This is a genomic window from Leptospira tipperaryensis (assembly GCF_001729245.1).
Lineage (GTDB): Bacteria > Spirochaetota > Leptospiria > Leptospirales > Leptospiraceae > Leptospira > Leptospira tipperaryensis.
In genome coordinates this window covers 2,687,338-2,709,329 of sequence record NZ_CP015217.1, presented here as the reverse complement: position 1 = coordinate 2,709,329, position 21,992 = coordinate 2,687,338, and the positions used below count along the sequence as shown (strand labels likewise).

General features: G+C 43.4%; 17 protein-coding genes and 1 tRNA gene. 11 read left to right on the top strand and 7 right to left on the bottom strand.

Going from position 1 to position 21,992, the window contains the following annotated elements; genetic code table 11:
* The first annotated feature begins 63 nt into the window (after window positions 1-63).
* The 7 genes from A0128_RS12785 (at window position 64) to A0128_RS12755 (ending at window position 7,595) form a co-directional block, all read left to right on the top strand.
* Entirely contained in the window at window positions 64-3,096 is a 3,033-nt protein-coding gene (locus tag A0128_RS12785) for an AAA family ATPase (protein ID WP_069607877.1), read from the top strand.
* A gap of 102 nt (window positions 3,097-3,198) precedes the next feature.
* A complete protein-coding gene (gene smpB / locus A0128_RS12780) occupies window positions 3,199-3,684 on the top strand; it encodes an SsrA-binding protein (protein WP_069607876.1) in 486 nt (161 codons plus the stop codon).
* A 21-nt stretch (window positions 3,685-3,705) separates the two neighbouring features.
* Entirely contained in the window at window positions 3,706-5,178 is a 1,473-nt protein-coding gene (der, locus tag A0128_RS12775; protein WP_069607875.1) for a ribosome biogenesis GTPase Der, read from the top strand.
* The gene (gene plsY, locus A0128_RS12770; RefSeq protein ID WP_069607874.1) at window positions 5,175-5,825 is read left to right on the top strand and encodes a glycerol-3-phosphate 1-O-acyltransferase PlsY; all 651 of its coding nucleotides are present in this window, start codon (window positions 5,175-5,177) and stop codon (window positions 5,823-5,825) included. The genes der and plsY overlap by 4 nt, the downstream gene beginning before the upstream one ends.
* Window positions 5,800-6,546, top strand: coding sequence for a hypothetical protein (locus A0128_RS12765; protein ID WP_069607873.1), 747 nt, complete (start codon window positions 5,800-5,802; stop codon window positions 6,544-6,546). The genes plsY and A0128_RS12765 overlap by 26 nt, the downstream gene beginning before the upstream one ends.
* 113 nt (window positions 6,547-6,659) lie before the next feature.
* A complete protein-coding gene (locus A0128_RS12760; protein ID WP_069607872.1) occupies window positions 6,660-6,872 on the top strand; it encodes a hypothetical protein in 213 nt (70 codons plus the stop codon).
* A 138-nt stretch (window positions 6,873-7,010) separates the two neighbouring features.
* Entirely contained in the window at window positions 7,011-7,595 is a 585-nt protein-coding gene (locus tag A0128_RS12755) for a hypothetical protein (protein WP_069607871.1), read from the top strand.
* A gap of 398 nt (window positions 7,596-7,993) precedes the next feature.
* Here A0128_RS12755 and A0128_RS12750 read toward each other — a convergent pair whose 3' ends face one another.
* Window positions 7,994-9,832: a motility associated factor glycosyltransferase family protein gene (locus tag A0128_RS12750; protein ID WP_069607870.1), complete on the bottom strand. Its 1,839-nt coding sequence runs from the start codon at window positions 9,830-9,832 to the stop codon at window positions 7,994-7,996.
* A 90-nt stretch (window positions 9,833-9,922) separates the two neighbouring features.
* Between A0128_RS12750 and A0128_RS12745 the strand changes: the two genes are divergently transcribed.
* On the top strand, window positions 9,923-12,697 hold the full coding sequence (locus A0128_RS12745) for a chromosome segregation SMC family protein (RefSeq protein WP_069607869.1): 2,775 nt from the start codon (window positions 9,923-9,925) through the stop codon (window positions 12,695-12,697).
* Window positions 12,698-12,845: 148 nt separating this feature from the next.
* On the opposite strand, the gene A0128_RS12740 is transcribed toward A0128_RS12745, so the two are convergent.
* Entirely contained in the window at window positions 12,846-13,370 is a 525-nt protein-coding gene (locus tag A0128_RS12740) for a DUF1564 domain-containing protein (protein ID WP_069607868.1), read from the bottom strand.
* Window positions 13,371-13,470: 100 nt separating this feature from the next.
* Window positions 13,471-14,376, bottom strand: coding sequence for an HD domain-containing phosphohydrolase (locus tag A0128_RS12735; RefSeq protein WP_069607867.1), 906 nt, complete (start codon window positions 14,374-14,376; stop codon window positions 13,471-13,473).
* 557 nt (window positions 14,377-14,933) lie between these two features.
* Here A0128_RS12735 and A0128_RS12725 point away from each other — a divergent pair.
* Both A0128_RS12725 and thiH read left to right on the top strand, forming a co-directional pair.
* Window positions 14,934-15,761, top strand: a complete 828-nt coding sequence (locus A0128_RS12725; RefSeq protein ID WP_069607865.1) for a thiazole synthase — start codon at window positions 14,934-14,936, stop codon at window positions 15,759-15,761.
* Window positions 15,742-16,860 carry a 2-iminoacetate synthase ThiH gene (gene thiH / locus A0128_RS12720; protein ID WP_069607864.1) on the top strand — a complete coding sequence of 373 codons (1,119 nt, stop codon included), beginning with the start codon at window positions 15,742-15,744 and terminating at the stop codon, window positions 16,858-16,860. Before A0128_RS12725 ends, thiH begins: the two co-directional genes overlap by 20 nt.
* A 344-nt stretch (window positions 16,861-17,204) precedes the next feature.
* Here the strand turns inward: thiH and A0128_RS12715 are convergent, their stop codons facing one another.
* The 3 genes from A0128_RS12715 to A0128_RS12705 all read right to left on the bottom strand — a co-directional run bounded on the left by A0128_RS12715 (window position 17,205) and on the right by A0128_RS12705 (window position 18,946).
* A complete protein-coding gene (locus A0128_RS12715) occupies window positions 17,205-17,489 on the bottom strand; it encodes a Cys-rich protein (RefSeq protein WP_069607863.1) in 285 nt (94 codons plus the stop codon).
* A gap of 20 nt (window positions 17,490-17,509) precedes the next feature.
* A tRNA-Met gene (locus A0128_RS12710) sits at window positions 17,510-17,583 on the bottom strand.
* 76 nt (window positions 17,584-17,659) lie between these two features.
* Window positions 17,660-18,946 carry a hypothetical protein gene (locus tag A0128_RS12705; RefSeq protein ID WP_069607862.1) on the bottom strand — a complete coding sequence of 429 codons (1,287 nt, stop codon included), beginning with the start codon at window positions 18,944-18,946 and terminating at the stop codon, window positions 17,660-17,662.
* Window positions 18,947-19,273: 327 nt separating this feature from the next.
* On the opposite strand from A0128_RS12705, the gene glnA reads away from it, so the two are divergent.
* Window positions 19,274-20,695: a type I glutamate--ammonia ligase gene (gene glnA / locus A0128_RS12700; RefSeq protein WP_069607861.1), complete on the top strand. Its 1,422-nt coding sequence runs from the start codon at window positions 19,274-19,276 to the stop codon at window positions 20,693-20,695.
* Window positions 20,696-21,166: 471 nt separating this feature from the next.
* On the opposite strand, the gene A0128_RS12695 is transcribed toward glnA, so the two are convergent.
* Window positions 21,167-21,895 carry a hypothetical protein gene (locus tag A0128_RS12695; RefSeq protein ID WP_069607860.1) on the bottom strand — a complete coding sequence of 243 codons (729 nt, stop codon included), beginning with the start codon at window positions 21,893-21,895 and terminating at the stop codon, window positions 21,167-21,169.
* Window positions 21,896-21,992 lie beyond the last annotated feature (97 nt).

Below are 21,992 nucleotides of genomic sequence, written 5' to 3'. Positions count from 1 at the left end.
CGTTCAAAATATAAATTCGGGAATTCAGGTTGCCAGAGGATTCTACCTGATAAACTTTGAGTCATGGAAACCGTAAAAATCGCCGGTCTGAATGTTCCCGTTTCTAAATCGGGAATCAACACAGGAAGTCTTGGATCCGATCTCGTTGAGACCGATTCCACCGTTCGCAATCTATCCAATATTCTCTATCCTCTTCTGGAAGGAAAACCCGTGCTCCTCGTGGGAGACGCCGGTGTGGGAAAGAACGCGCTCATCTATTATATTAACTTCATGAGAAAACATCCGACTTCTCGTTTTAGTTTTAACGAGGATACGCTTCCGGAAGATCTGATCGGTTCGTATCGAATCCTCATGGACGGTCAAGGTTTTGCTTGGTCGGACGGTCCTCTTACGGCTGCGATACGTTCGGGTCAGAGTTTTGTGGCCGACGAGATGAATCTCTGTCCTCCACATATCATCAAACGATTTTCCACCGTTTACGAGTCCGCCTATTTAGAGTTAATCGAAGGAGACGGCTCGAGAATTTCCTGCGGTGAAGGTTTTAATTTTATCGGAACCCAGAACCCGTCCGAAGGTTTTGAAGGAAGAAAACCTCTTCCTTTCGACATCACTCGATTCTTCTCCGTCGTCTTTATCGATCCTCATACTCCCGATGAAATTCTTTTTATTCTTAAAAAACTCTATCCTGCCTTGAGCGAATCGCTTCTTCAATCCTGCATCCGTATTTCTTTGGAAACGGAGAATCGTGTGATCACTGGAAAACTCGGTAAGGGAGATCTGGAAAAGTATCACTTCAACATTCGAAATCTCAAAAAACTTTGTAATCGTATTCTCGGTTTAAAGGCCGAAACGAGCGAACTTCAGTTTCGTGAGTTCTGGAATTTTTATGTGGAGCCGTTCCGTAAAAAAGAAGACAGAGACCTTCAAGTCGAACTTTTGTTAAGCGAAACCGGCCTGAAGATGACTCCCGAACTTCCGGAACCGAGCTTTCAAGTTCACAAAGGATTTTTATATTGTAACGATAAGGCTTTTCCGGTTGTGGATGAAAACAAAGCGAAGAATCTTTTGAGCAGCGTTCCTCTTCCTCTGAAACTTCGTGAATTTTCCGAAAAGATTTTTACCGCGGTTCAGTTTCAGGAAAACGTTTTGATCGAATATTCGGAAGAACAGGATCCTCAGATTCTTCTTCCGCTCTTCACCGAAATTTCGGGTCTTCCTCTGGAGACCGTGAGTTTGTGTAAGGGAATTCATACTTCGGATATCATCGGAGCTTTGAAACCGATCAGCGGTTCCAAGGTGGATTGGGTGGACGGTCCTCTCACTCGTGGAATCCGAGAAGGCGGAAACATTCTCATCACAAACCTGGAAGCGGCCGGAGCCGAACTAGTAGAAAAATTGAATATGCTCACGGACGACGCGAGATCCCTCACACTTCCTCCCGAAGCGGGAAGAAGCGAACCGATTCAGTTGACCGGAGATTCCCGCATCTTCGCTCTCAAACTTTTTAGAAAGTCAAAATCGACCGCTACGATTTCCCGCGCGTTTCGAAATCGTTTTACGAGCGTCTTGTTTCCGGATCTCGAAGACGAATCCACGTTAACCGAAATTCTTTCCTTTTATCTTCCGGGAAGCAGTCTGATTTCGAAGATGGTGACCTTTCACACAAAGATCCGCGATCTCGCAAAAAAGAGAACGATCGGTTCCGCGAATTTATTGCCGTATCTGTTCGGTCTTTCCAATCTTCTTTTTTGGAAGGATCATATTCTTCGTTACGCGGATGAAAAAACGGGAGAAGCCGGCTTGAAAGAAACCGCGGTGCGAGGCGGAAAGATCGCTTATACAAATCAGATCGCAGATCCGAAGGAAAGACAGGAACTCGAAAAAATCTTAGATTTCCAAATGTCAGGCATCGAAGTAGAGTCCGATTTCTTCAAGGTTCTTGAGGATAAGAAAAAAAAAACTCTAACAACGGCCACCGACATTGAAAAAAAACGTTGGTGGAATCCCGAACTTCATAAAAGAGAAGCGTTAACCGGAAAGGCGAAACTTCTCAACTCGGGCAATCCACTCAAACGTGGAATCGAAATCGACACTCCCGAAACGGGAGGTCAGATGAAGGAAGGCGCCGACGCTTGGTATGGTCAGGACACTCGAGGCAACAAAGGCCAAGGAGAACCCGCGGGCGGAGGCGGAGCCTGGGGTTATCGCACCGAAGAACTCTATAAACAATTTCTTGCCAAACGTAAGATCCTCTGGGACTACACGATCCAAGTTTCTTTAAAAGAATTCAAAGAAGTATTCGGTCAGAGTTTGGAAGACATCGAACTCAATCTCGATCGTCTCTTTGATCCCGAGATCGACATCACGAGAATGTATCGAAACGAAGGAAATCGTATCGATACTCGGAAATATATTTCATTCTTATCCGGAAGAGGAGACTCGAAAGTTTTCGATCGTACGATCATCGATAAGAACGAAGAAAAACTCAAAGGTGTGGAAGTAGCGTTTCTCGTCTCCAAGTCGAGAAGGATCTTCAACTTTGAATACGCGGTCGCTGTGATTTCGGCGATGCTTTCTTCCGCTTATATTCTCAAAGAACACGAGGTGGATTTTTCGATTCACGCTTACTCGGATCGAAACAATAAGAAGGATCGCATCGACCTCGTTCCGATCAAACGCCTCGACGAAGATTACGACGACGCCAAAGAAGAGGAAATGTTCAATTATCTGCGAACCGACTGGCAAGGAGACTCCGTAGAAGAGTATCAACTTCTCGAAAAAGTAGAATCGTACTTTTCGCCAGAGGCACAGACGAAAATTGTGGTAATGATCTCCGATTTTCGGGGACAAAGGGGCAAAGCAGAAGTTTCCGACGAAATCAATTCTCGGGACAACCGCAAACTCCACGCCGAAATTCTGAAAAACCAGAATCGGAACTACGTCTTTCTGGGAGTCGGTCTCGGAAGACGATACATAGCGGAACATCTGTTTCAGGATTCCATCCAGATCACTTCGGATAATTTTTACAATATGCCCAACCTGATCGGGACCGAACTAGGCAGATTGATTCTCACGCATCATAGCATGAGAAATTAATCGGAATTCGACGTTCTTCGGCGCTGAAATCCGCAACGGACCGCCGAATCTAGAATCGATGCAAATAAAAAACCGTCCAAGAAGACGGTTTAACAAAGTAAGATGGCAGACAAAAAAGAAGAATCCGGGCATTCGCCCTTGGTCAACAAAAAGGCCAAGTTCAACTTCGAATTGATTTCATTCATCGAAGCGGGCATCGTTTTGACCGGATCCGAAGTCAAAAGTCTTCGTGAAAAAAAAGGAAATCTTACCGACGCGTTCGCCAAGATCAAAAACGGCGAAATCTTTTTAGAAAACTTTTCCATCACTCCGTATAAAAACGGAGGTTACGCCAATCATCCGGAGATCCGAGCTCGAAAGCTTCTTCTGCATAAGAGGGAAATCGAAAAGTTGGATCGTCAGGTAAAAGAAAAGGGTTTGGTTCTCGTCGCCACCAAGGTTTATTTTAAGAATAACCTTCGAGTGAAAGTGGAGATCGCCGTCGCCAAGCCGAAGAAGATACACGATAAACGGGATGACATGCAGAAAAAAGACGCGCAGCAAGAAATCGCACGCGCCTTAAAATCTTCCAATCGTTACGATTCTTAGGCAGTTCAAATTAGGATCTATATGGCTAAAGCCAGAAAAAAAACAACCGAAGAATCGGACGAAATCGTTCCGATCAAAGCTCCTCGAAAAGAACCCGGTGAAATCATTCCCGTAGTTTCGATCGTGGGAAGACAGAACGTCGGAAAGTCCACGCTTTTCAACGCGCTCTTAAAAAAGAAATTAGCGATCACCGAAGACTATCCCGGTGTGACGCGTGACGTTCTTTCCGCGAGAATCTATCAAGAAGACAAGGACTTGGATTTTTATCTCTGCGATACTCCGGGACTCGATATCGACAATCCCGATACGCTTGCCCAATCCATATTAGAAGCCGCTTATAGACAACTCAAGGCCTCCGATCTCATCATCTTTTTATTGGATAAGAATGAGGTCACTCCGGCGGATCATACTCTTCTCGGTTATCTAAGAAGGGAACCGGAAGTCGCGAGTAAGCCGATCATCTACTGCGTAAACAAAGCGGACAAGGAACTCGACGAGTTCGATCTCGAAGAATTCTATAGAATGGGTCTCGCCGAGGTCCTTCCGATCTCCGCGGTGGGAAGAAAGAATCTAGGACTTCTCCTGGAAAAGATTAAATTTTTCTTAAGCGGAAGAAAGCTCGGAAAAGTCTGGATCGAAAAGATGAATCCGGCGAAGAAGAAGGACGCACAACCGCTTCCTCTCGCGGAAGAAGACTACGAATTCCGTCTCGCGATCGTAGGAAAACCGAATTCCGGAAAATCCAGTTTGTTAAACGCGATCTGCGGTTACGAAAGAGCCGTTGTGAGCGCCGTCGCCGGAACCACACGCGACTCGGTCGATACTCTATTAGAATTTGGTGATAGACGTTTGCTTTTGACGGACACGGCCGGGATCCGAAGACACAGTAAATCCGCGGAAGCTCTTGAATTTTATTCGTATCAGAGAACTCTCAAGGCAATAGACGGAAGCGATCTTGTAATCCATCTTCTGGACGCAAAAAAAGGATTCGGGGATTTTGATAAAAAGATCACTTCGCTTCTTCAGGAAAAAGGAAAACCGTTTTTGATCGCGGTCAACAAATGGGATTCCATCGAAGACAAGAGCGACAAAACGTTCAAAGAATATAAGGAAAAACTCTTTAGTCGGTTTCCTTTGTTAAACGAAGTCCCGATCATAACGATCAGCGCGACCGAAAAACTCCGCGTCAAAAAACTGGTGGATCTCGCCTTTGATCTCGCGACTCGCTCCCAGAGAAAGGTAAGCACTTCCGAGTTGAACAAAAATCTCAAGTCTTGGATGGGACTCGCGGGAAGATCTTTTTCCGCTCATCAGCCGCCGAAGATGTTGTATTGCACGCAAGTGTCGACTTCTCCGTTTCATCTCATTCTGTTTGTAAATCACGTGGACTACTTCAAACCGAACCTCGTTTCTTTTTTGAAAAAGAAACTTACGGAAACCTATGAACTCCAAGGGATCCCGGTTCAATTGGAGTTTCGCTCGGATAGAAAATGAATTTCCTCTTATTCGCTTTCCTAAGTTTTGCCGCGGGTTCCATTCCTTTTGGATATTGGATCGCGTTTCGATTGGCCGGAGTGGACATTCGTAAATCCGGAAGTAAGAACATCGGCGCGACGAACGTGGGCCGTTTGGTCGGTTGGAGATACGGTTTTCCGGTTTTGGTTTTGGACGTCGCAAAAGGAGCGCTTCCGGTTTATCTTTCCGGTCAATATCTTCCGGAAGGAGGAATTCCGTTTCAACTCCTCTGCGGGGTTTTGGCGGTTCTCGGACATATGTTTTCTCCTTTTCTTCGTTTTCGCGGCGGGAAGGGAGTTGCGACCGCGTTAGGCGTGTTCTTGGTTTTGACTCCGATCGCGTGTCTGGGTGCGGTTCTTGTCTTTTTAGCGGTTTATAAATTTTTTAAATTTGTTTCACTGGGATCAATTTTTGCTTCCCTAACTCTTCCACTCGTTTATGCTTTTTCCTCGGTTCTTCTTTTACACGAAGAAATTTCGTATTGGGTCTTAGGAACCATGATTTTTATCTCTATCGGGATCATACTGACTCATAGAGAGAACATACTTCGGATTTTAAATCAGTCCGAGTTGTTTGCGGTCAAAAACGAGGATCAAAAAAGTGATTCAGAGAGAAATCGACGATAACAAAACTCGCGAAGAAAAGATCGAATTCTTAGATCGATTTTTGATCTATCATCCCGTCTTTGAAATCGCCGACCTTTACAAATGGCTCTATTATGGAGAATTTGGAGAAGTTGAAAAACAAGAGTTCTATTCGGATCATTCCGAAATCGTTCCCGAATTACAGTCCATTCTCGACGACCTAAAGGAAGAAGAGGGGAAACTTTTTCCGGAGAGAGTCTGGGAACCTCTCGGTTTTTCTCAGAGATATCTTCTGATCTATCTGACTCCGTATGCAAAACGGGATTATCCTCTCAAAAGACTGGTCAATTTAATTCAGAGATCCTCCGCGTTTCAAGGTTATCGAATGCGTTTCAAGTTGGACTGGATCATCTTAAAAGATTTGATCACGGAAAGACTTCCCGTTTACACCAAACAAGAGTTTAACGACTTTGAGGATAGAATCCAGTTTCAACAGTTACCGGACGTGGAACTTTCTCCGACATACAAGAGCGCCTATCCATACAAGTTCCGCGTCGTATCCGCAAAATTATTTTACGAATACTTTCCCGAATTCGTGAGAGAACCGAAAGGTTTTTCTCTTCTTATGAAAGCGAAGGAAGAGGATGAAATGGATTTGTTGCCACGAAAGAAAAAAGATCCGGAAAAAGAGGTGCACTTGGAAGAATCCTCGACGATAGAAGAGGAAGTCGAGACTGAAAATTTCAATTTCGATGGTTTATAAGAATTCGAATCTTGGGACAAAATGGGGATTTTCTCCTCAGATTCAAAATTGATTTTCGCTTTACAAAGTTCTAAATTTGTCGTTATCTTGAAAGAAAAGGACATTCGCAGGTCATGCTCAAAGAAATCAATTTTGCACTCCAAAGTTCACCGGGCGCTCGCCAATTTTCAAAATCCGAGTTCACGATCAGAAACATGCCCGATCGTCTTCATCCACTTTCCGAATTGGAAAGCGTAAATTCCGGAGCGAGAAACATCGCAAAGGTGGGAGTCAATACGGACGATCAAGCGACTCGCAGAGGATATCTGATCGATTTGAACGCCTGAGAGATTCTAAAAAGTAGGAACTCATACTTGAGAGAAGTTCCTACTAAGGCTCCGTTTTCAAAGTTCTTAAAAAAAACGGGTTCTTACCCGTATCTAAAAAGAATTTAGCCTCTCCCTAAAAAAAATCCCGCATATAAGATGAAGTTGCGTTTTGTTTCCGCGATGATGACGGTTTCTTGTTGTCTCTGTCTCTGGAAACCATTTCCCTTATCGGCTCAGAATCAGAACGGTTTTGTAGGAACTTGCTATTCGTCTTTAGATCAATGGATCGAATCGATCGCAGGTCCCAAAGGAAACGAAGATGAAAATCTCAAAATAAAGAAGACTACATTTTCCGACGGAAGTTTTTGGCTGATCGATTTCACACCTTCTAAGAATAGCGACTGGTATCTTCTGCAACCTCGAAAGAAAGATAAACTCTGTCTTACACTTCAAACCACTGCCTTTCAGGTAAGAACAATCGAGAACGGGAAGCGACAGACGGTGATTTCGAAGATCCAAGGTTCCGGCAATTTTCCGATGAGAGAAATTACTTACCTTCGGGATTACCGAGAAACGGTTTTTCAATCTAAGAATTGTGTGGAGATTCGGTTTCAAGAAGAACGATCTGTTCGAAAACAGGTTTCCTGTTTTTCATTTTTAGAATCAGAAGTTTCTCTAGGTATTTTTGCAGGAGTTCCCACGAGAATTCTTGAGGGAGACGTTCACTTGCAAAAAAGATGATTTTGCGATGGAGAAAATTCTTTCAGAGTTTTCTCTGAAAGCCGATCCAGGGTGAGTTTCAGGTTCATCGCTTCGCTCTTCGCTCTTCTCTCCGACCGATGATCGTGACTTTCCCGCATGTGTACTGATTCTTGAAAAGGATTTGTCGTAAGAACGACGACCCCCGTTGAACGAAATCCCCTCCCTAATTTTGGGTGGAGGGGTGGGAGGCGGAAAATTTCCGGAGACTTTTCTCTATCACAGAAATTGCATGTTGTCAAGAAGATTTATTCCTGTCGGAGTTCCTACAGGAAGCATGATTAAAGTCATTGTTGTTTCTAAATCGCTTTCTAACTTGCGGCAAGATTCGTAACTCTATGGGGGCTGGCTTCGAAATGTATGTGCGGCGGCTTTTATCTTCAGAACGGATTCGTTTCGATTCCCGAAAGAAGTTTTCGTTTTAAGCCCGTAAATTCCTTCAAAACTGCGGCTAAAAAAAGATTTGTCTTTCTTGTTTCGTCTAACGTGTCTCTGTGTCTGAGAATATAAATTTCCGTCTTTCGAACCAAGTAACCCAAATCTTCCCAGTCTACGATCAGCTTTCGAAAAAGAGCGAGAATCGTTTCATAGGATTCTTCCCTTTGAGAAGGATTTGAAAATGTTTCCAGGACGTTCCCGATCTTTTCTAAAAGATCTTTTCGAAAGTTTTCGGCGGTCTCCAAAGAAACTTCCGGGTCTTGTTCGTCACTCCAGGGAAGAAATTTTCTCCAGAAAAAACCGTGATCGGGGAATTGTGTAAGTATCGAGTCTGCTTCTTCGATCGAAACGTTTTCACAGTTTTCAATCTTGGCTCCGCGAACATTGACGTTGTAAACCGGAAAGTTGAGGGTCTTAAAGGATTCCTCAAACCAGTGACGGTATAAGTCCAAAACGTAATCCGTCAAAACCTCTCCACCACCCGCGGACGGAACCAAACGAGTGTCCCGTTTTCGGATGATCATCTCGTTGATTCTTTCGAGACTCTGAGTTCGTTTTAAAAGGGTGAGCCATTTTTCGTTGTGATGAGTTCCGGTAGAATGAATCTCTCTTCCCGAATAAGCAAGATCCTGACCCACCAAAAAGATCGGCTTGCATCCAAGGTTTCGAAGCAGGTCAAACGCAGTCGTTGCGACGCTTCCACCGGATTGAATGTCTCCGATCGGACCTAATATTTTTTCAGCGGTTTTAGAACCTGCCGTAACTTCTCTTCGAAGTTCGCCGCTCGCATCCACCACATACTTCGCGGTCAAGGAATGAACAACTTTGGAAAATTTTTGAGATCTTAGAATCGGAGGAGAACTTACCAAATCCGCGAACAAAGGAACGTTAGATGATTCAGCGCCCATAAAATGAAAGAAAGAATGAGTTTGTGCGTCGAGTGTGATCACACCGTCGGGAACGATTCCGAATTTGAGGAGCGCTTTTAAGGAAGTATCGCAGGAAAATAAAAAGACCTTGTCTCTGATCTTACGAATCCATTCGCACTGACTTCGAAGAGAAGGTCCCGCGGAGACGAGCATCGCCGGAGTGTTTGCAAATTTTTCTTTTAAAAGTTCGATTCTTGTTCGGGGATTTTTAGAATCCGGAAAGTTCGCGGTGTTCACGAACGTGTTTCGAACCCAGATTCTTTCAAACTCGAACTTGGTCAAAAGATCGCTCATCTTCGAAGCGAGAATCTTTCGAATTTTGATCTCCAGTTCGCTGTAATACAATTCGTTGAGAGAAGTGCTCGCGGCGTTACGAAAAATTCGGATCCCGGAAACTCTTTCGACGGGAAGAGATTCCATATAATTCCAGAGGAGGTTGAGCGCGGAATGTCCGAGGAACAAATGTCTTCCGGGCACGTCCATCACCGGTTCCAAAACCCCGTCCCAAAGAGGAAAGATCAGTTCGGGATGTTCGTCTATCAAAAGAAGAATCTGACCTGGTTCTAAATTCTTATGAACTTCGTAGATAAGATGTGGATTTCCGAGCCCGATCACCGCGACCAAATCGGTCGCTGAAATTTTTTGCGCCTGAAGGGATCGAAGCGCTTGCGTCAAAGGGGCCACCGCGCTCGAAAGCGCGCGCCCGTTTAAGTCGAGAAACCATTCTTCCGGATTCTTCGCGGCCTTGAGTGTGAATTGGACGCTCGGGTCGGGTTGTCTTTGGAAATAGAGGGATAAGTACGGCTTTTTCCCGAATATTTCTCTTGTCTTTTCAGAGAGATTGTGAGACATAATAACCCAGGGTGCATTCTATTCCCTGCCGAAATCTGGTCAATTGGAATCATCTTTCCGGAAGATCCGGAATTGAAAAACACAAAAACTATGTATTTAAAAAGCCTGAATATTGTTGGATTCAAAACGTTTGCGGACGAGACGGAAGTTCTTCTCGACCCGGGATTTACCGCCGTAGTAGGACCGAATGGAAGTGGTAAGTCGAATATCGTAGACGCAGTAAAATGGGTCTTCGGTGAAAAGTCTGCGAAGGGACTTCGCGGTGATAAGATGGACGACGTCATCTTTCACGGTTCCGAAGCTCGCAAACCCGCCGGTTACGCCGAAGTCTCGGTGATCTTTGATAATACTTCGAGACTGATCAAGATGGATTATCCCTCGGTCAAGATGACTCGTCGTCTTTATTTGGATGGGAACAACGAATACTGCATCAACGATTCCCGAGTTCAGAGAAAGGACATCGAAAAACTTCTCATGGATACTGGGATCGGAAAGTCTTCTTATTCCATTATGGAGCAAGGAAAGGTGGATCGGATTCTCCATTCCAAACCGGAAGAAAGAAGATTGATCTTTGAAGAGGCGGCCGGTGTTTCCCGTTTCAAAGTGGAACGTCAAGAGGCCCTCAAACGTCTGGACGATACAAAACAAAACCTTCTTCGTATCCAAGACATCATGAATTCCATGAAAAAGGAAATGGAAGTCAAGGAGAAACAAGCCGAAAGAGCGGAGGCCTATTTTAAACTCAAGGCCGAGTTAGACGAAACGGATAAGATCATCCGTTATCTCAAATACAGCACTCTTACAAAAAAACTAAAGGCTTCCGAAGAGGAACTCCAATCCATTAAGGATAAGAATCAAACTCTTCTCGAAACGATCAGCGAAGAAACCGGAAGAATCGAAGTATTAGAAAAAGATAAAGCTGAGATCGAAAAACGAGTTTCCGAAATCGATAAAAAATTATACGATCACCTTTCTCAAACCAAGATCCAAAAAGAAAAGATCGAAAAGAACAAGCAGATCATTCTCGAATACGAAGAAAGAATTTCCGATATGACGGAAACTCTAAACTCCGAAGAATCTTCTCTGAGTCTTCTCGTCATCGATTTGGAAAGAATCCAAAGAGAATGTTCCGAACTCCAAGGAGAAGTAGAACTCCTCGAGGAAGAAATTGCTAAATTAAAAAATTCTAAACTGGTTCTTGAAAAACAAATCGAAGACGAAAATCACAGCGTTCTTGAAAAAGAATCCAAGATCGGCGCGAATGACAGGGCTCACAATGAACTCAGAGAAAGACTCAAAGAAGTCATCTTTGAATTGATCAGCCAACTCGAATCCAGAAAAAAAGAAGCCATCGATACGGAAACTCGCAGAAAGGAACTCAAGGAATTTCTTCTTTCCAAGATGTCCGAATACGCGGTTCAAATCCAAGAGTTACGAAACAATCTACAACTATCGGACAATTCTAAGATTGCTGCGGTTTTGGAAACGCTCGATCTCGGAGACGTTCAATCCAAGTTGGAAGAATTTGTTCATCTTGAAGATATGATCCGAAACATTCTTTTTGATCGGGACGGTTTTCTTTCGCGCAAAGAAACCTTGGATCAGCAGATCGAAGATCTCATCCTGGACAACGAAAACCTCACAAGAAGTATCAAAGACTCGGGTTTAAAGATCGAATCTCTCAGAGAAGATCTGGAAGCGAACAAGGAACAAACCGTATTCTTAGAAAAGAAGGTTTTGGAACTCGGATCCGAAAGAAATTCAAGACTCGAAGCTTCGAAAGCGATCGGGCTCAGAAAAGAAGAAATCGAAAAAAGAATCCAGAACGCAAAGGATTCTATCCAGAACGTAATCGCTAAAAAACAGGAATTCGAAAGAGAAGTTTCCGAACTCGAACAACAGATCGAGTCGAGCTACAACGAATTCTTAGATATGAGCCGCGCCTTAGAATCCGAAAAAGAAACGCTTCGTAATATCTTAAAAGAAATACAAACTCTCAAACACGATATTCAGAAAAATCAGGACGATTTTAAGAATCTTATCCCCGTTTTGACTGAAAAAGAAAGAACGGCTTCCGGTCTGAAAGTGCAGATCGATTCTTTCACCGAAGAATTGTACAACGACTATTCGATTTCGGAACAAGAGCTGAGCGCCGAGTTTGAAAAGAGAGACTTGGAAAGAACCAAGGAAGAAGTCAAACTCAAACGTCTCAAGTCCGACATTCAGATGTTGGGATCGATCAACCCTCTTTCCATCGAAGAATATAGAAGTGTCAAAGAAATTTACGAACACCATCGTGTTCAAAAAGAAGATATCGAAAAGTCGAAAGGGGACGTGGAAGACGTTCTCAATCGAATCAACGAAGAATCCGAAAAACTCTTCCGAGAAACCTTTGAAAAGATCCGCGAGAATTTTCAAGAAACCTTTTCCACACTTTTCAACGGTGGAAGGGCGATTCTTGAACTTACCGAAAGTGAAGACAGCTTAAACGCAGGAATTGAAATTATGGCGGAACCTCCCGGCAAACACGTTCAAAACCTAAGACTTCTTTCCGGCGGTGAAAAATCCATGACGGCGATTGCGCTTTTGTTTGCGATCTACATGGTAAAACCTTCTCCGTTCTGTTTCTTGGATGAGATTGACGCGGCTTTGGACGAGGCGAACAAACTTCGCTTCTGTCAGATCCTGGATAAGTTTAAAGACAAATCTCAGTTCATTGTGATCACGCACGCGCAATCCACGATCAACAGAGCGAATTCTATCTTCGGTGTAACGAACGAAGAACCCGGAATTTCTAAAATTCTTTCTTTGAAACTCGACGAAGCCTCTCATCTCGCGGAGAGAGTGACCGAGGCCGCGGTTTAATAGAATCGGTGTTTTGAAAAAAGAGCGCGGCGGGTTCATAGAAAAGCAAAACTAGGCAGATTCTTTAGAGTATATCTATGTTAAGAGAATTTGCATATTAAATTCTCTTAACATAGATTGTTTTGAGATTCGATCGAAGATTGAATTTTTAGGGAAAATCTTCCGGTGATAGGACGTGAATAGGATTTGGTTCGAATTCCAACCTTTTTGTAATCTCGTTTTTTAGTAGATTTAGGTGCCAGATATAGCTGTAGATATTTTGAAAGGTGGGACATCCCACATTCAAAATTCTATCAAGGTAAATTCCGCCTCCAGAATCCTCCAACCAGAAGAGGTAATTTACCATAAAACAGCGAGAGACTCCGTGCGCCGCTGCCAAGACACCGAGGAGAGCCCAAATTCCGGTATCAATTCTCATATTGATTCGAATGAGTTTTCCTTGATCCCTCTGATAAAGAGTCTTTCTCGCGTTCCTATTGATTCTCTTCAGGGAAAGAATGAGTTTTTGGTATCTCCTCAAAAGTGGTAGGATTCGTTTCGGAAGCGCTTTTCTTTCTTTTTCGCTCAAACGATTCAAATATTTTTCAGGAATTAGGATCGTCTCCACGTTCATCCTGGATAAAACTAAAGTAGATTTAATTTCTCGATTCGTGTTTAAAAAGATTTGTCCCATATTCTTTCCGGTTCCGGGAAAGAATCGGACGTCGTCTGTTTTAGAAAAAAAATCCCTTTTGAAACCCTTTTTTTTAGATGCCTTTTTGAAAGAGGGGAGATTATGCGATACTTTCTTCGCTTCGTGTTTCCTCGCCGTTCATCTGAGTGTGAGCCGTAAATTCAACTTTCGCTTTCAAGAGATCGACCATCTTTTCGCCGAAGATTTTTACGATCGCCGGATCGAAAGAGGTTCCCGCCTGTGATCGTATGTATTTCACCGCCTGTCCGATCGGCCATCCGCTTTTGTAGGGGCGGTTGTTTGTCAAAGCGTCAAAGACGTCTGCGACCGATGCGATTCTTGCTGATACGCTGATCTCTTCTCCTTTGAGTCCGTAGGGATAGCCGGAGCCGTCCCATTTTTCGTGATGTCCGATACAAATTTCTCTCGCAACTTTGAGAAGACCTGTTTCGTGTTCCCCTATAATATTAGCCCCGATGAGCGGATGCGTTTTGATGATCTCGAATTCTTCCGAAGTCAATCGACCGTTCTTTCTAAGAATCGCATCCGGGATTCCGATTTTACCGACGTCGTACATTGCCGACGTGTTGTAGATTTCTTCGATCTCTTCCGAAGAAAATTCATAATGTTTTTCTAATACTTGGCTGTATTTACTCATTCTTAGAATATGGTCCCGAGTATCATTGTCTTTGTATTCGGAGGCGATCGCCAGTCTTCGACTGATTTCCAATCGAGAGGATTTGATTTGATTTGATTTGATTTGATTTGATTGAGGATTGTTCTTTAGTTTACGACAGACTTCCACACCGCCGATTTTCGGCATGACGATATCCATAAGAATCAAATCGGGTTGATTTGTTCTCGCCAATTGGATCGCCAGGTTCGGATCCTGCACTAAAATCGTTTCGTAATCCTTCTCTAAGTGATGTTGGATCACTTGTAGATCGAGTAGGCTGTCTTCCACGATCATAACTTTCTTTTTTCTCTGAATCGGAACTGCATGCATATTCTTTGGCTCGTGTAAGTATTGTAGAAAAATCGAATGAACGTTTAGCTTTGGAAGGTTTCACCTTTGCATCAATGGACTTAGAAAAAATTGTAAATAATTAGTTTTTATTAATAAAAATAGATATAAAGGAATATATCAAATTTATTGAATGTATGTCATTGAAGGTTTTTTCCCGCTCTTCTCATTTTGAATATAAGAATTACCTAAGTAGATTTCCGGGCTTCCGAGATTCAAAAGCATGGTTTTTTATTCGAAGAAAAAATTCAAAACGTTATCCCGGACGAAAGGTTGAGTCAATTGAGTCATTTTCAAACGATCGCATTTTAAAAAGGGACTTCTACTTGGATCGAATTCTTTTGTTTGGAATGGAGAATCGGAGACGACTTTGGAATTGAGTCGAGGTTAGAATCGAAAATGATAAGCGAAATTCCCTATGTCCGTTTTTATACGAAGAAAATATCGCTCCCATTCTAAGCCAAAATTGTAAAAAGGAAGGCTGTAATTTTTGAAGCCTTCTTGACGAGCGAGCCGCCTCGGAGGATCTCTACAGAAGAATGTCAACTTCCCCCAAAGAAAGTCCGGATTCTCTCGTAATCGCCGGAAAGACTTTTCACTCCAGACTCTTTCTCGGAACCGGAAAATTTTCTTCCGGGCATATCATGCAAAGGGCCATTGAAGCATCTGAAACGGAAGTAGTCACGGTCGCGCTTCGAAGAGTTGATTTAGAATCTCCCGAAGACGATATTCTTTCTCATATCGATCGAAACAAAATTCTTCTTCTCGCAAATACGAGCGGAGCTCGCAACGCGGAAGAGGCTGTGCGTCTTGCCATTCTCGCGAGAGAATTGGGAGCGGGAGATTGGGTAAAACTGGAAGTAACGCCCGATCCGGTCTATCTGCTACCCGATCCGATAGAAACCCTCAAGGCCGCAAAGATTCTTGTCCAAGAAGGTTTTAAGGTGCTTCCTTACATCAACGCGGATCCGATTCTCTGTAAACATCTGGAAGAAGCCGGTTGTGTGACGGTGATGCCCTTGGGTTCCCCGATTGGATCCAATTTGGGAATCACCACAAGAACCAATCTCGAAATCATCATCTCTCAATCCAAGATTCCGGTCGTGGTGGACGCGGGCCTTGGGCTTCCATCCCACGCCGCGGAAGCGATGGAGCTTGGAGCGGACGCGGTTCTTGTAAACACCGCGATCGCAATCGCAAAAGATCCAGTGGCGGTCGCGAGAGCTTTTCAACTCGCGACAACGGCGGGAAGGTTGGCTCGTCTCTACGGCGGAAGCGGAGCGAAATTCAAATGGGAAGCATCCGCATCGAGTCCGCTCACCGGTTTTTTAGACGAAGAGGAAAGAAATGTTCACGGATCTTTTTGATAAGACTCCGTTTGCAACCGGTTCGGAAATCATCCGGTCCAAAAAAAAAGAAGACATAGAAAAAGCCCTTCACTGCGCATCTTCCGGGATCCCCCTCGACTTTCAAGACTATCTCTCACTTGTTTCTCCTCTTGCTTCTTCGTATCTCGAACCCATGGCCTTTCTATCGAAAGAAATCAAAAGAGAAAGATTCGGAAATACGATTCAACTTTTTATGCCTCTCTATCTTTCCAACGAATGCCGTTCTTCTTGTCTTTATTGCGGATTCAGTTATGAAAATAAGATTCCGAGAAAAACCCTAACTGAAAAAGAAATTTACAAAGAGGCGGAAGTTCTCAAAAAAAAAGGAATCCGTCATCTCGTAATTCTAACCGGAGAAGATTATAGTAAAACCAACTTGGACTATATTCTTCATGCAATTTCTATTTTAAAAGAATTCTTTGATTCTCTCTCGATCGAAATCTATCCTTTGGATACGGACGACTATCGATCCGTGATCGCATCCGGAGTCGAAGGTCTGATCGTTTATCAAGAAACCTATGACAGAGAAGTTTACGCGGAAAATCACTACCGGGGAATCAAAAAAAACATGGGTTATCGTTTGGAAGCTCCGGACCGAGGAGGGAAGGCCGGCTTTCGAAAGATCGGACTCGGGGTATTACTCGGGCTCTCGGATCCTCTGGGAGAATTGTATAAACTTGGGGAACATGCGAAATATCTAATGAAAGAATACTGGAGAACCTCTTTTCAGATTTCTCTTCCGAGAATGCGGCCTGCGGCCGGGGACTTTCAAAAGATCATTCCCGTGAACGACCGTGATTTTGTTCGTTATCTTCTCGCACTTCGTATTTCGTTTCCGGACATAGGACTCGTTCTTTCCACGAGAGAATCCAAAACTCTCAGAGATCGTCTCGCGGGTCTTGGGATCACGAGCATGTCAGTGGAATCCAAAACGGAACCGGGCGGTTATTCCAACTCGGGCGCGCTCAAACAATTTGAAATCGAGGACGATCGTCCTATGTCGGAATTGGTGGATTCTCTAAAAAAAGCGGGACTGGATCCGATCTTCAAAGACTTTGACCGCGCTCTTCTGATCTAAAAATCAGCCATTCCATCGATTACAAAGAAACCGATGATTTTCTCAGGAAGCCGAGAGGATCGCAGAAAGAATATTCAAAATTTAGAATTTACCCGCGATTGTATTTCAAGCCTAAGTAACATCCGATTGTAAAAGTGTTCGGTAGTATTTATATAGAAGTAAAGAACGAAACAGAGGATCGATCTTCGTTTTTCATCTTATTGAAAGGAAGGTTTCGGTATTTTGTTTTAAAGTAGGAGAGTATAAAAAAAGAGCGGGTAAACCCGCTCTTTTACATTTTAACTAAAGAAGATTTGATCGGAATCATTCCATCCAAATCTTGAGAAGAATGATTTTCAAAAAGTCTATTTCTTGTTCGCGTTGTAAGCGTTTACGATACACTCATTAAACGGTTTGCACTGATTTTTGTGGTTCTCGAAACAAGCGGAAACAGCTTGCGAATGTTTTTTGCAGGAATTCAAACAACCGGCTTTCACCTTTGTTTTTTCGTCCGCGCTTAACTTTCTTGGAGCGTTTTGCTCCACACATCCCGAATAAAATCCGCAGATTTCGGCACACACCGGGGACTGAGCTGGCACAGACTGAGCCAGAAGGAAGAAAGAAAGAATCATTAGAAAGAGATATTTCAATGTCTTCTCCTTGAAACTATTAGCGACGCAGGGATTCGAACCCCGGACCTGCGGATTATGATTCCGTTGCTCTAACCAGCTGAGCTACGTCGCCGCTTTTATTGGACCCGACAAGTCGGTTCCAGTGCTATTTTTTTGAAGGGAATCGGCCTGTCAAGGTTTCTTGAGATTCAGGATTTCCAGATTTCAATAAGAGATTTCCAGGAAGAAGCGCTTGCGATTTCGTCAATTTTTTTCGTCGAGAGCGAGTTTCGTTCCTTCCATTTCTGAAGAATCAAATCGCTCGTCGCAGATTGAAGAGATTTCCAAACTTCCTTTGTCGATTCGTCGGCGGAAATATTCTGAGAAGATTCTTGGATGATCTTGAGACGATCTAGTAGTTCCGGAATTTCGATCTCTTCCAATTCTTCTTTACGAACATCCAAGTGAGAATCTAAGATTTTTTTGGAAACTTCGAATTCTTTCTGAAGAAGATCAAAAAAGAACTTCTCGTCGTTTTCCAAATGTCTCGCGACACGAGCCGCAAAACGATGTTCCGTAAGATCTCTCCAGGATTCACTTTTCGTAAACTTCGTAATCGGATTCGAATTTGAAATCGTGGAATTTCCGGATTCCCATTTTTCCCAAGCATCCAAGATCGAAGAATTTAAAACTAAGAATACGAAAGACGCGCTGAGCCAAGGAGAAACCGTAATCTCCAGAGACGATTCTTCATAAACCGGAGCGTTTTCAAAATCGAGTCCCGCGAGAACGTTTCCCGAACGCTCGGTCCAAATCGGAAGAATTTCTTTCATCCAAGAAAGATCGATTCTTAAACTCTGAAACGTAAATTCAAGATCGGAAATACATTCGTTAAAAAGATAGATCGCAAACAAACTCTGAACCGCGCCGAGTTTGGGTGTGATCAGAATTTTTTGATTTCCCCTTTCTAAAATTCTTTCTACGAAGTTCTCGGGAATTTCCGCTTCTAAAATTCTTTCCAAAGAATCGTTTGTTTCTGAAGAAATCAAAAACTCCAACTGAAAGATCTGCGATTCGGAATTCTCCTTTGTCTTTCGGAATCGTTCGGCCTGAATTTTTTCCTCCAGAAAAGAAATCTTGGACGCAACGGATTCTTCTTTGGAAGAAAAAGGAAAGTAAAACAAATTCTTCCAGACAAAGGCCGGAAACGTCGCGGATGGATTTTTTTTATGGGGAGAATTGGAAAATTCAGCGAGGGTTTGAATGGAACGATCCGTGTCGCGTAACAAATCGGGAAGTGGCGATTGTTCGATTGCTGTTTCCGGAAATTCGATACAATAATTTGCGTTCTGTTCCCCGGCCCAATGTTTCAATTGGCGATAGAATTCTTTCAGAGCGGTTTCGGAGCTCTGATCTTTTGAGAATAAGACTTCCATCGTTTCTCTGTCGACCATTTTCTTTAGGGCCGCTTCGGTCAGGAATTGAATCTGTTTCATCTGGTTCTCATTGCTGGATAATATTTATGCAGAATGTAAATTCTCGGTACCGGGTCTGTACGAAATTTAAGCTAGTTGCCAACGGGATTGGAAAAAAGATAAAATCTGCTACCGCATTGTATTTTAGGGCTTGCCTGATGTTCAAGGAATTTTACTCTGATTCCGGATTCGTCTTCAAAACGGATCCAAAGAGTAGAACTGACTCTTTTTTTCGGAAAACCGTGGATTTCCATCCAATGGTACGAAATTTGCATCGAATCTACAGACGCACGCTGAGCGTGAATTAGAGATTAGTTATTAATACTCGAAGACAAATAGGAGAATAGAATGTCCAGAACACCTAGTGAAGTTATCGCATACGCCAAGGCGAATAACGTTCTTTTCTACGATTTCCGTTTTACGGATATCAAAGGAGCTTGGCACCACGTATCTTATCACACCGTTGCCATTAGTGAAGAATCTTTCAAAGGTCTTCCTTTCGATGGAAGTTCCATCCCTGCATGGCAACCAATCGATCGATCTGATATGCAATTGATCCCTGATACGGACGCGATTTTCTTAGATCCATTTACTGCGGATCCGACACTCGTAGTGTTTTGCGACGTATTTGATATCTACAAAGGCGCTCTTTACGAAAAATGTCCTCGTTCCATCGCGAAAAAAGCTCTGAAATATCTCGAGTCTTCCGGACTCGCAGACACCGCTTACTTCGGTCCTGAAAACGAATTCTTTATCTTCGACAGCATCAAAGTAAGAGACGCAATCAACGTTCAATACTATGAAATCGATTCTTCGGAAGGGATTTGGAATTCTCACACTGATTTCCCTGGCGCTACCAATACCGGTCACCGTCCTGGAACGAAAGGTGGTTACTTTCCGGTAGCTCCTGTGGATTCTCAAGTTGATTTGAGAGCTTCTATCGTTAAGACTCTTCACCAAATTGGAATGGAAACTTTCGTGGTTCACCACGAGGTTGCGCAAGGTCAAGGAGAGATCGGAGTAAAATTCGGAACTCTGATTGAAGCTGCGGATAACGTTCAAAAACTGAAATACGTAGTTAAGATGGTCGCTCACCAACACGGTAAAACCGCTACTTTTATGCCGAAGCCTCTTTACGGAGACAACGGAAACGGGATGCACTGTCACCAATCTATTTGGAAAAACGGTGTGAATCTTTTCGCTGGGAAAGGATACCAAAACTTAAGCGACACTGCGATGAATTATATCGGCGGTGTTTTAACTCACGCTAAGTCTTGTGCGGCATTTACAAATGCTTCCACAAATTCTTATAAGAGACTTCTTCCTGGTTTCGAAGCTCCTTCGATTCTGGCGTATTCCGCTCAGAACCGTTCCGCTTCTTGCCGGATTCCTTTCGTAAACGGAGACAAAGCAAGAAGGGTAGAATTCCGTTTTCCTGATTCTTCCGCGAATCCTTACCTCGCTTTTGCATCGATGTTGATGGCGGGTATCGACGGAGTTCAAAAGAAAATCGATCCGGGTCCACCTCGGGAAGAAGACCTTTTCGAACTTTCTCTGGATGAAATCCGTGAAAAAGGAATTCAGCAGATGCCTCACACTTTGAGAGAAGCGGTGGAGCACATGCTTGCGGACAGAGACTTCCTCAAAAAGGGAGACGTGTTTACTGAAGACTTCCTTCAAACTTACAAAGCTTATAAGTTTGAAACTGAAATTTGGCCTTGGGAAGGAAGACCTCACCCATTCGAATTTCTTACTACTTATTCCTGTTAATTTGGGAGAGTGTGGACCCTTTGGGAAGCGCTCCTCTCGTTTAAGGAAAATAAAAAAGCCCGGCGTTAAAAACCGGGCTTTTTTATTTTCAAGGAAGACATGTCGGAGTTACGACAGATTTTTTTTGGGATTCAGAGGAGAGACGACGGGAATCGTCCCGAGAAAAGGGGTTTGTGTGAAGTTCCTACACGGGGATTTATTCTTGCAAAATTTAGAATTTTGTGATAGAGGAAAGTCCGCAGTGGTTTTTCCCGCCACCCGAAATTTGGGTGGGGCGCGCGACTTTCACGGAAGAGTTGTCGGAGTTCCGACAGATTTTTCTGAAGATTCAGGCAGCTCGGGGGTAAGGTTATCCCGAACTTGGGTGGCGGGAAAAACTCGCGTCGATCTGCCATATCAGAATATTCTTCTTTTTGCAAGTAGATTCTTCACTACCAGATCTTGTAGGAACTCCACAATTTCTTTTCGGCTTTACTGTTCAAGAAGAGGTTTGTTTGCGTCGGGGTGTTGGACGAGATATTCCTTGACTGTGTTTCTTTTTTTTTCTAAACGAGAAAGATGATCTTCGATGATTTTTCCGAAATCGAGTTTCCCCGTAATGATCTCGTATCTTTCCGTTTCCAAGGTTCCTAAATCCAGATCCGAGTCGATCTCGGAAGAACGGTCCGCGTATCTCTGCGCTTCCTTCCAATAAGGAATCGCTTCCTTATAAAAACCGTCAGCGACTTCGAAGGATCGATTGAGATCGTATGCAAAGTCCAAATTGTAAAAGTAAAGATGTCGCTTATCAAATTGGGATGCGATTCTCATATAAGATCTCATGATCTGGAGATTGATATGCATAAAAAGTAAATTGCGATATTTATAATATTCATCTTCGTCTTTCACGGGGCAGAGGGCGTTCTTCGGATGTCGAAAACGTTTCTTGAGTCCGATCTTTAAAAAGTAGATATCCCTTCTGAGATCGTTTTCTTTGTAGTGAAGTTTGAGACCGTAGAGTTGATAGAAGTCTTCTAAGAATTTCGGTTCCCACTTATGAAGCTTGTAAGGAACCCAGTCCGAGAATTTTGTATAAGGTCCGTTCTTCTCATATTCGTAGTTGTAGTCCAGATCGACTTCAGCCGAAATCGGATTCGTTCCGAAGTTGCTTACCACTCCTAAAAGGATGCAAATGAGAAGTCTAAAAAATCCGGCGTTCATTCCCCTTGATTTTCGGCAGATTTCTACTTTTAGGTGAGCCGGGAATGTCTTAAAAAGCCGGAAGGGCAAACCGTGATTCTCAACGGAATTCCCGTTT

Bases quoted from the DNA above. Each gene is read 5' to 3' on its own strand.
- A0128_RS12785 (WP_069607877.1), top strand. From the start codon at position 64: ATGGAAACCGTAAAAATCGCCGGTCTGAATGTTCCCGTTTCTAAATCG.
- smpB (WP_069607876.1), top strand. From the start codon at position 3,199: ATGGCAGACAAAAAAGAAGAATCCGGGCATTCGCCCTTGGTCAACAAA.
- der (WP_069607875.1), top strand. From the start codon at position 3,706: ATGGCTAAAGCCAGAAAAAAAACAACCGAAGAATCGGACGAAATCGTT.
- plsY (WP_069607874.1), top strand. From the start codon at position 5,175: ATGAATTTCCTCTTATTCGCTTTCCTAAGTTTTGCCGCGGGTTCCATT.
- A0128_RS12760 (WP_069607872.1), top strand. From the start codon at position 6,660: ATGCTCAAAGAAATCAATTTTGCACTCCAAAGTTCACCGGGCGCTCGC.
- A0128_RS12755 (WP_069607871.1), top strand. From the start codon at position 7,011: ATGAAGTTGCGTTTTGTTTCCGCGATGATGACGGTTTCTTGTTGTCTC.
- A0128_RS12750 (WP_069607870.1), bottom strand. From the start codon at position 9,832: ATGTCTCACAATCTCTCTGAAAAGACAAGAGAAATATTCGGGAAAAAG.
- A0128_RS12745 (WP_069607869.1), top strand. From the start codon at position 9,923: ATGTATTTAAAAAGCCTGAATATTGTTGGATTCAAAACGTTTGCGGAC.
- A0128_RS12740 (WP_069607868.1), bottom strand. From the start codon at position 13,370: ATGGGACAAATCTTTTTAAACACGAATCGAGAAATTAAATCTACTTTA.
- A0128_RS12735 (WP_069607867.1), bottom strand. From the start codon at position 14,376: ATGCATGCAGTTCCGATTCAGAGAAAAAAGAAAGTTATGATCGTGGAA.
- A0128_RS12725 (WP_069607865.1), top strand. From the start codon at position 14,934: ATGTCAACTTCCCCCAAAGAAAGTCCGGATTCTCTCGTAATCGCCGGA.
- thiH (WP_069607864.1), top strand. From the start codon at position 15,742: ATGTTCACGGATCTTTTTGATAAGACTCCGTTTGCAACCGGTTCGGAA.
- A0128_RS12705 (WP_069607862.1), bottom strand. From the start codon at position 18,946: ATGAAACAGATTCAATTCCTGACCGAAGCGGCCCTAAAGAAAATGGTC.
- glnA (WP_069607861.1), top strand. From the start codon at position 19,274: ATGTCCAGAACACCTAGTGAAGTTATCGCATACGCCAAGGCGAATAAC.
- A0128_RS12695 (WP_069607860.1), bottom strand. From the start codon at position 21,895: ATGAACGCCGGATTTTTTAGACTTCTCATTTGCATCCTTTTAGGAGTG.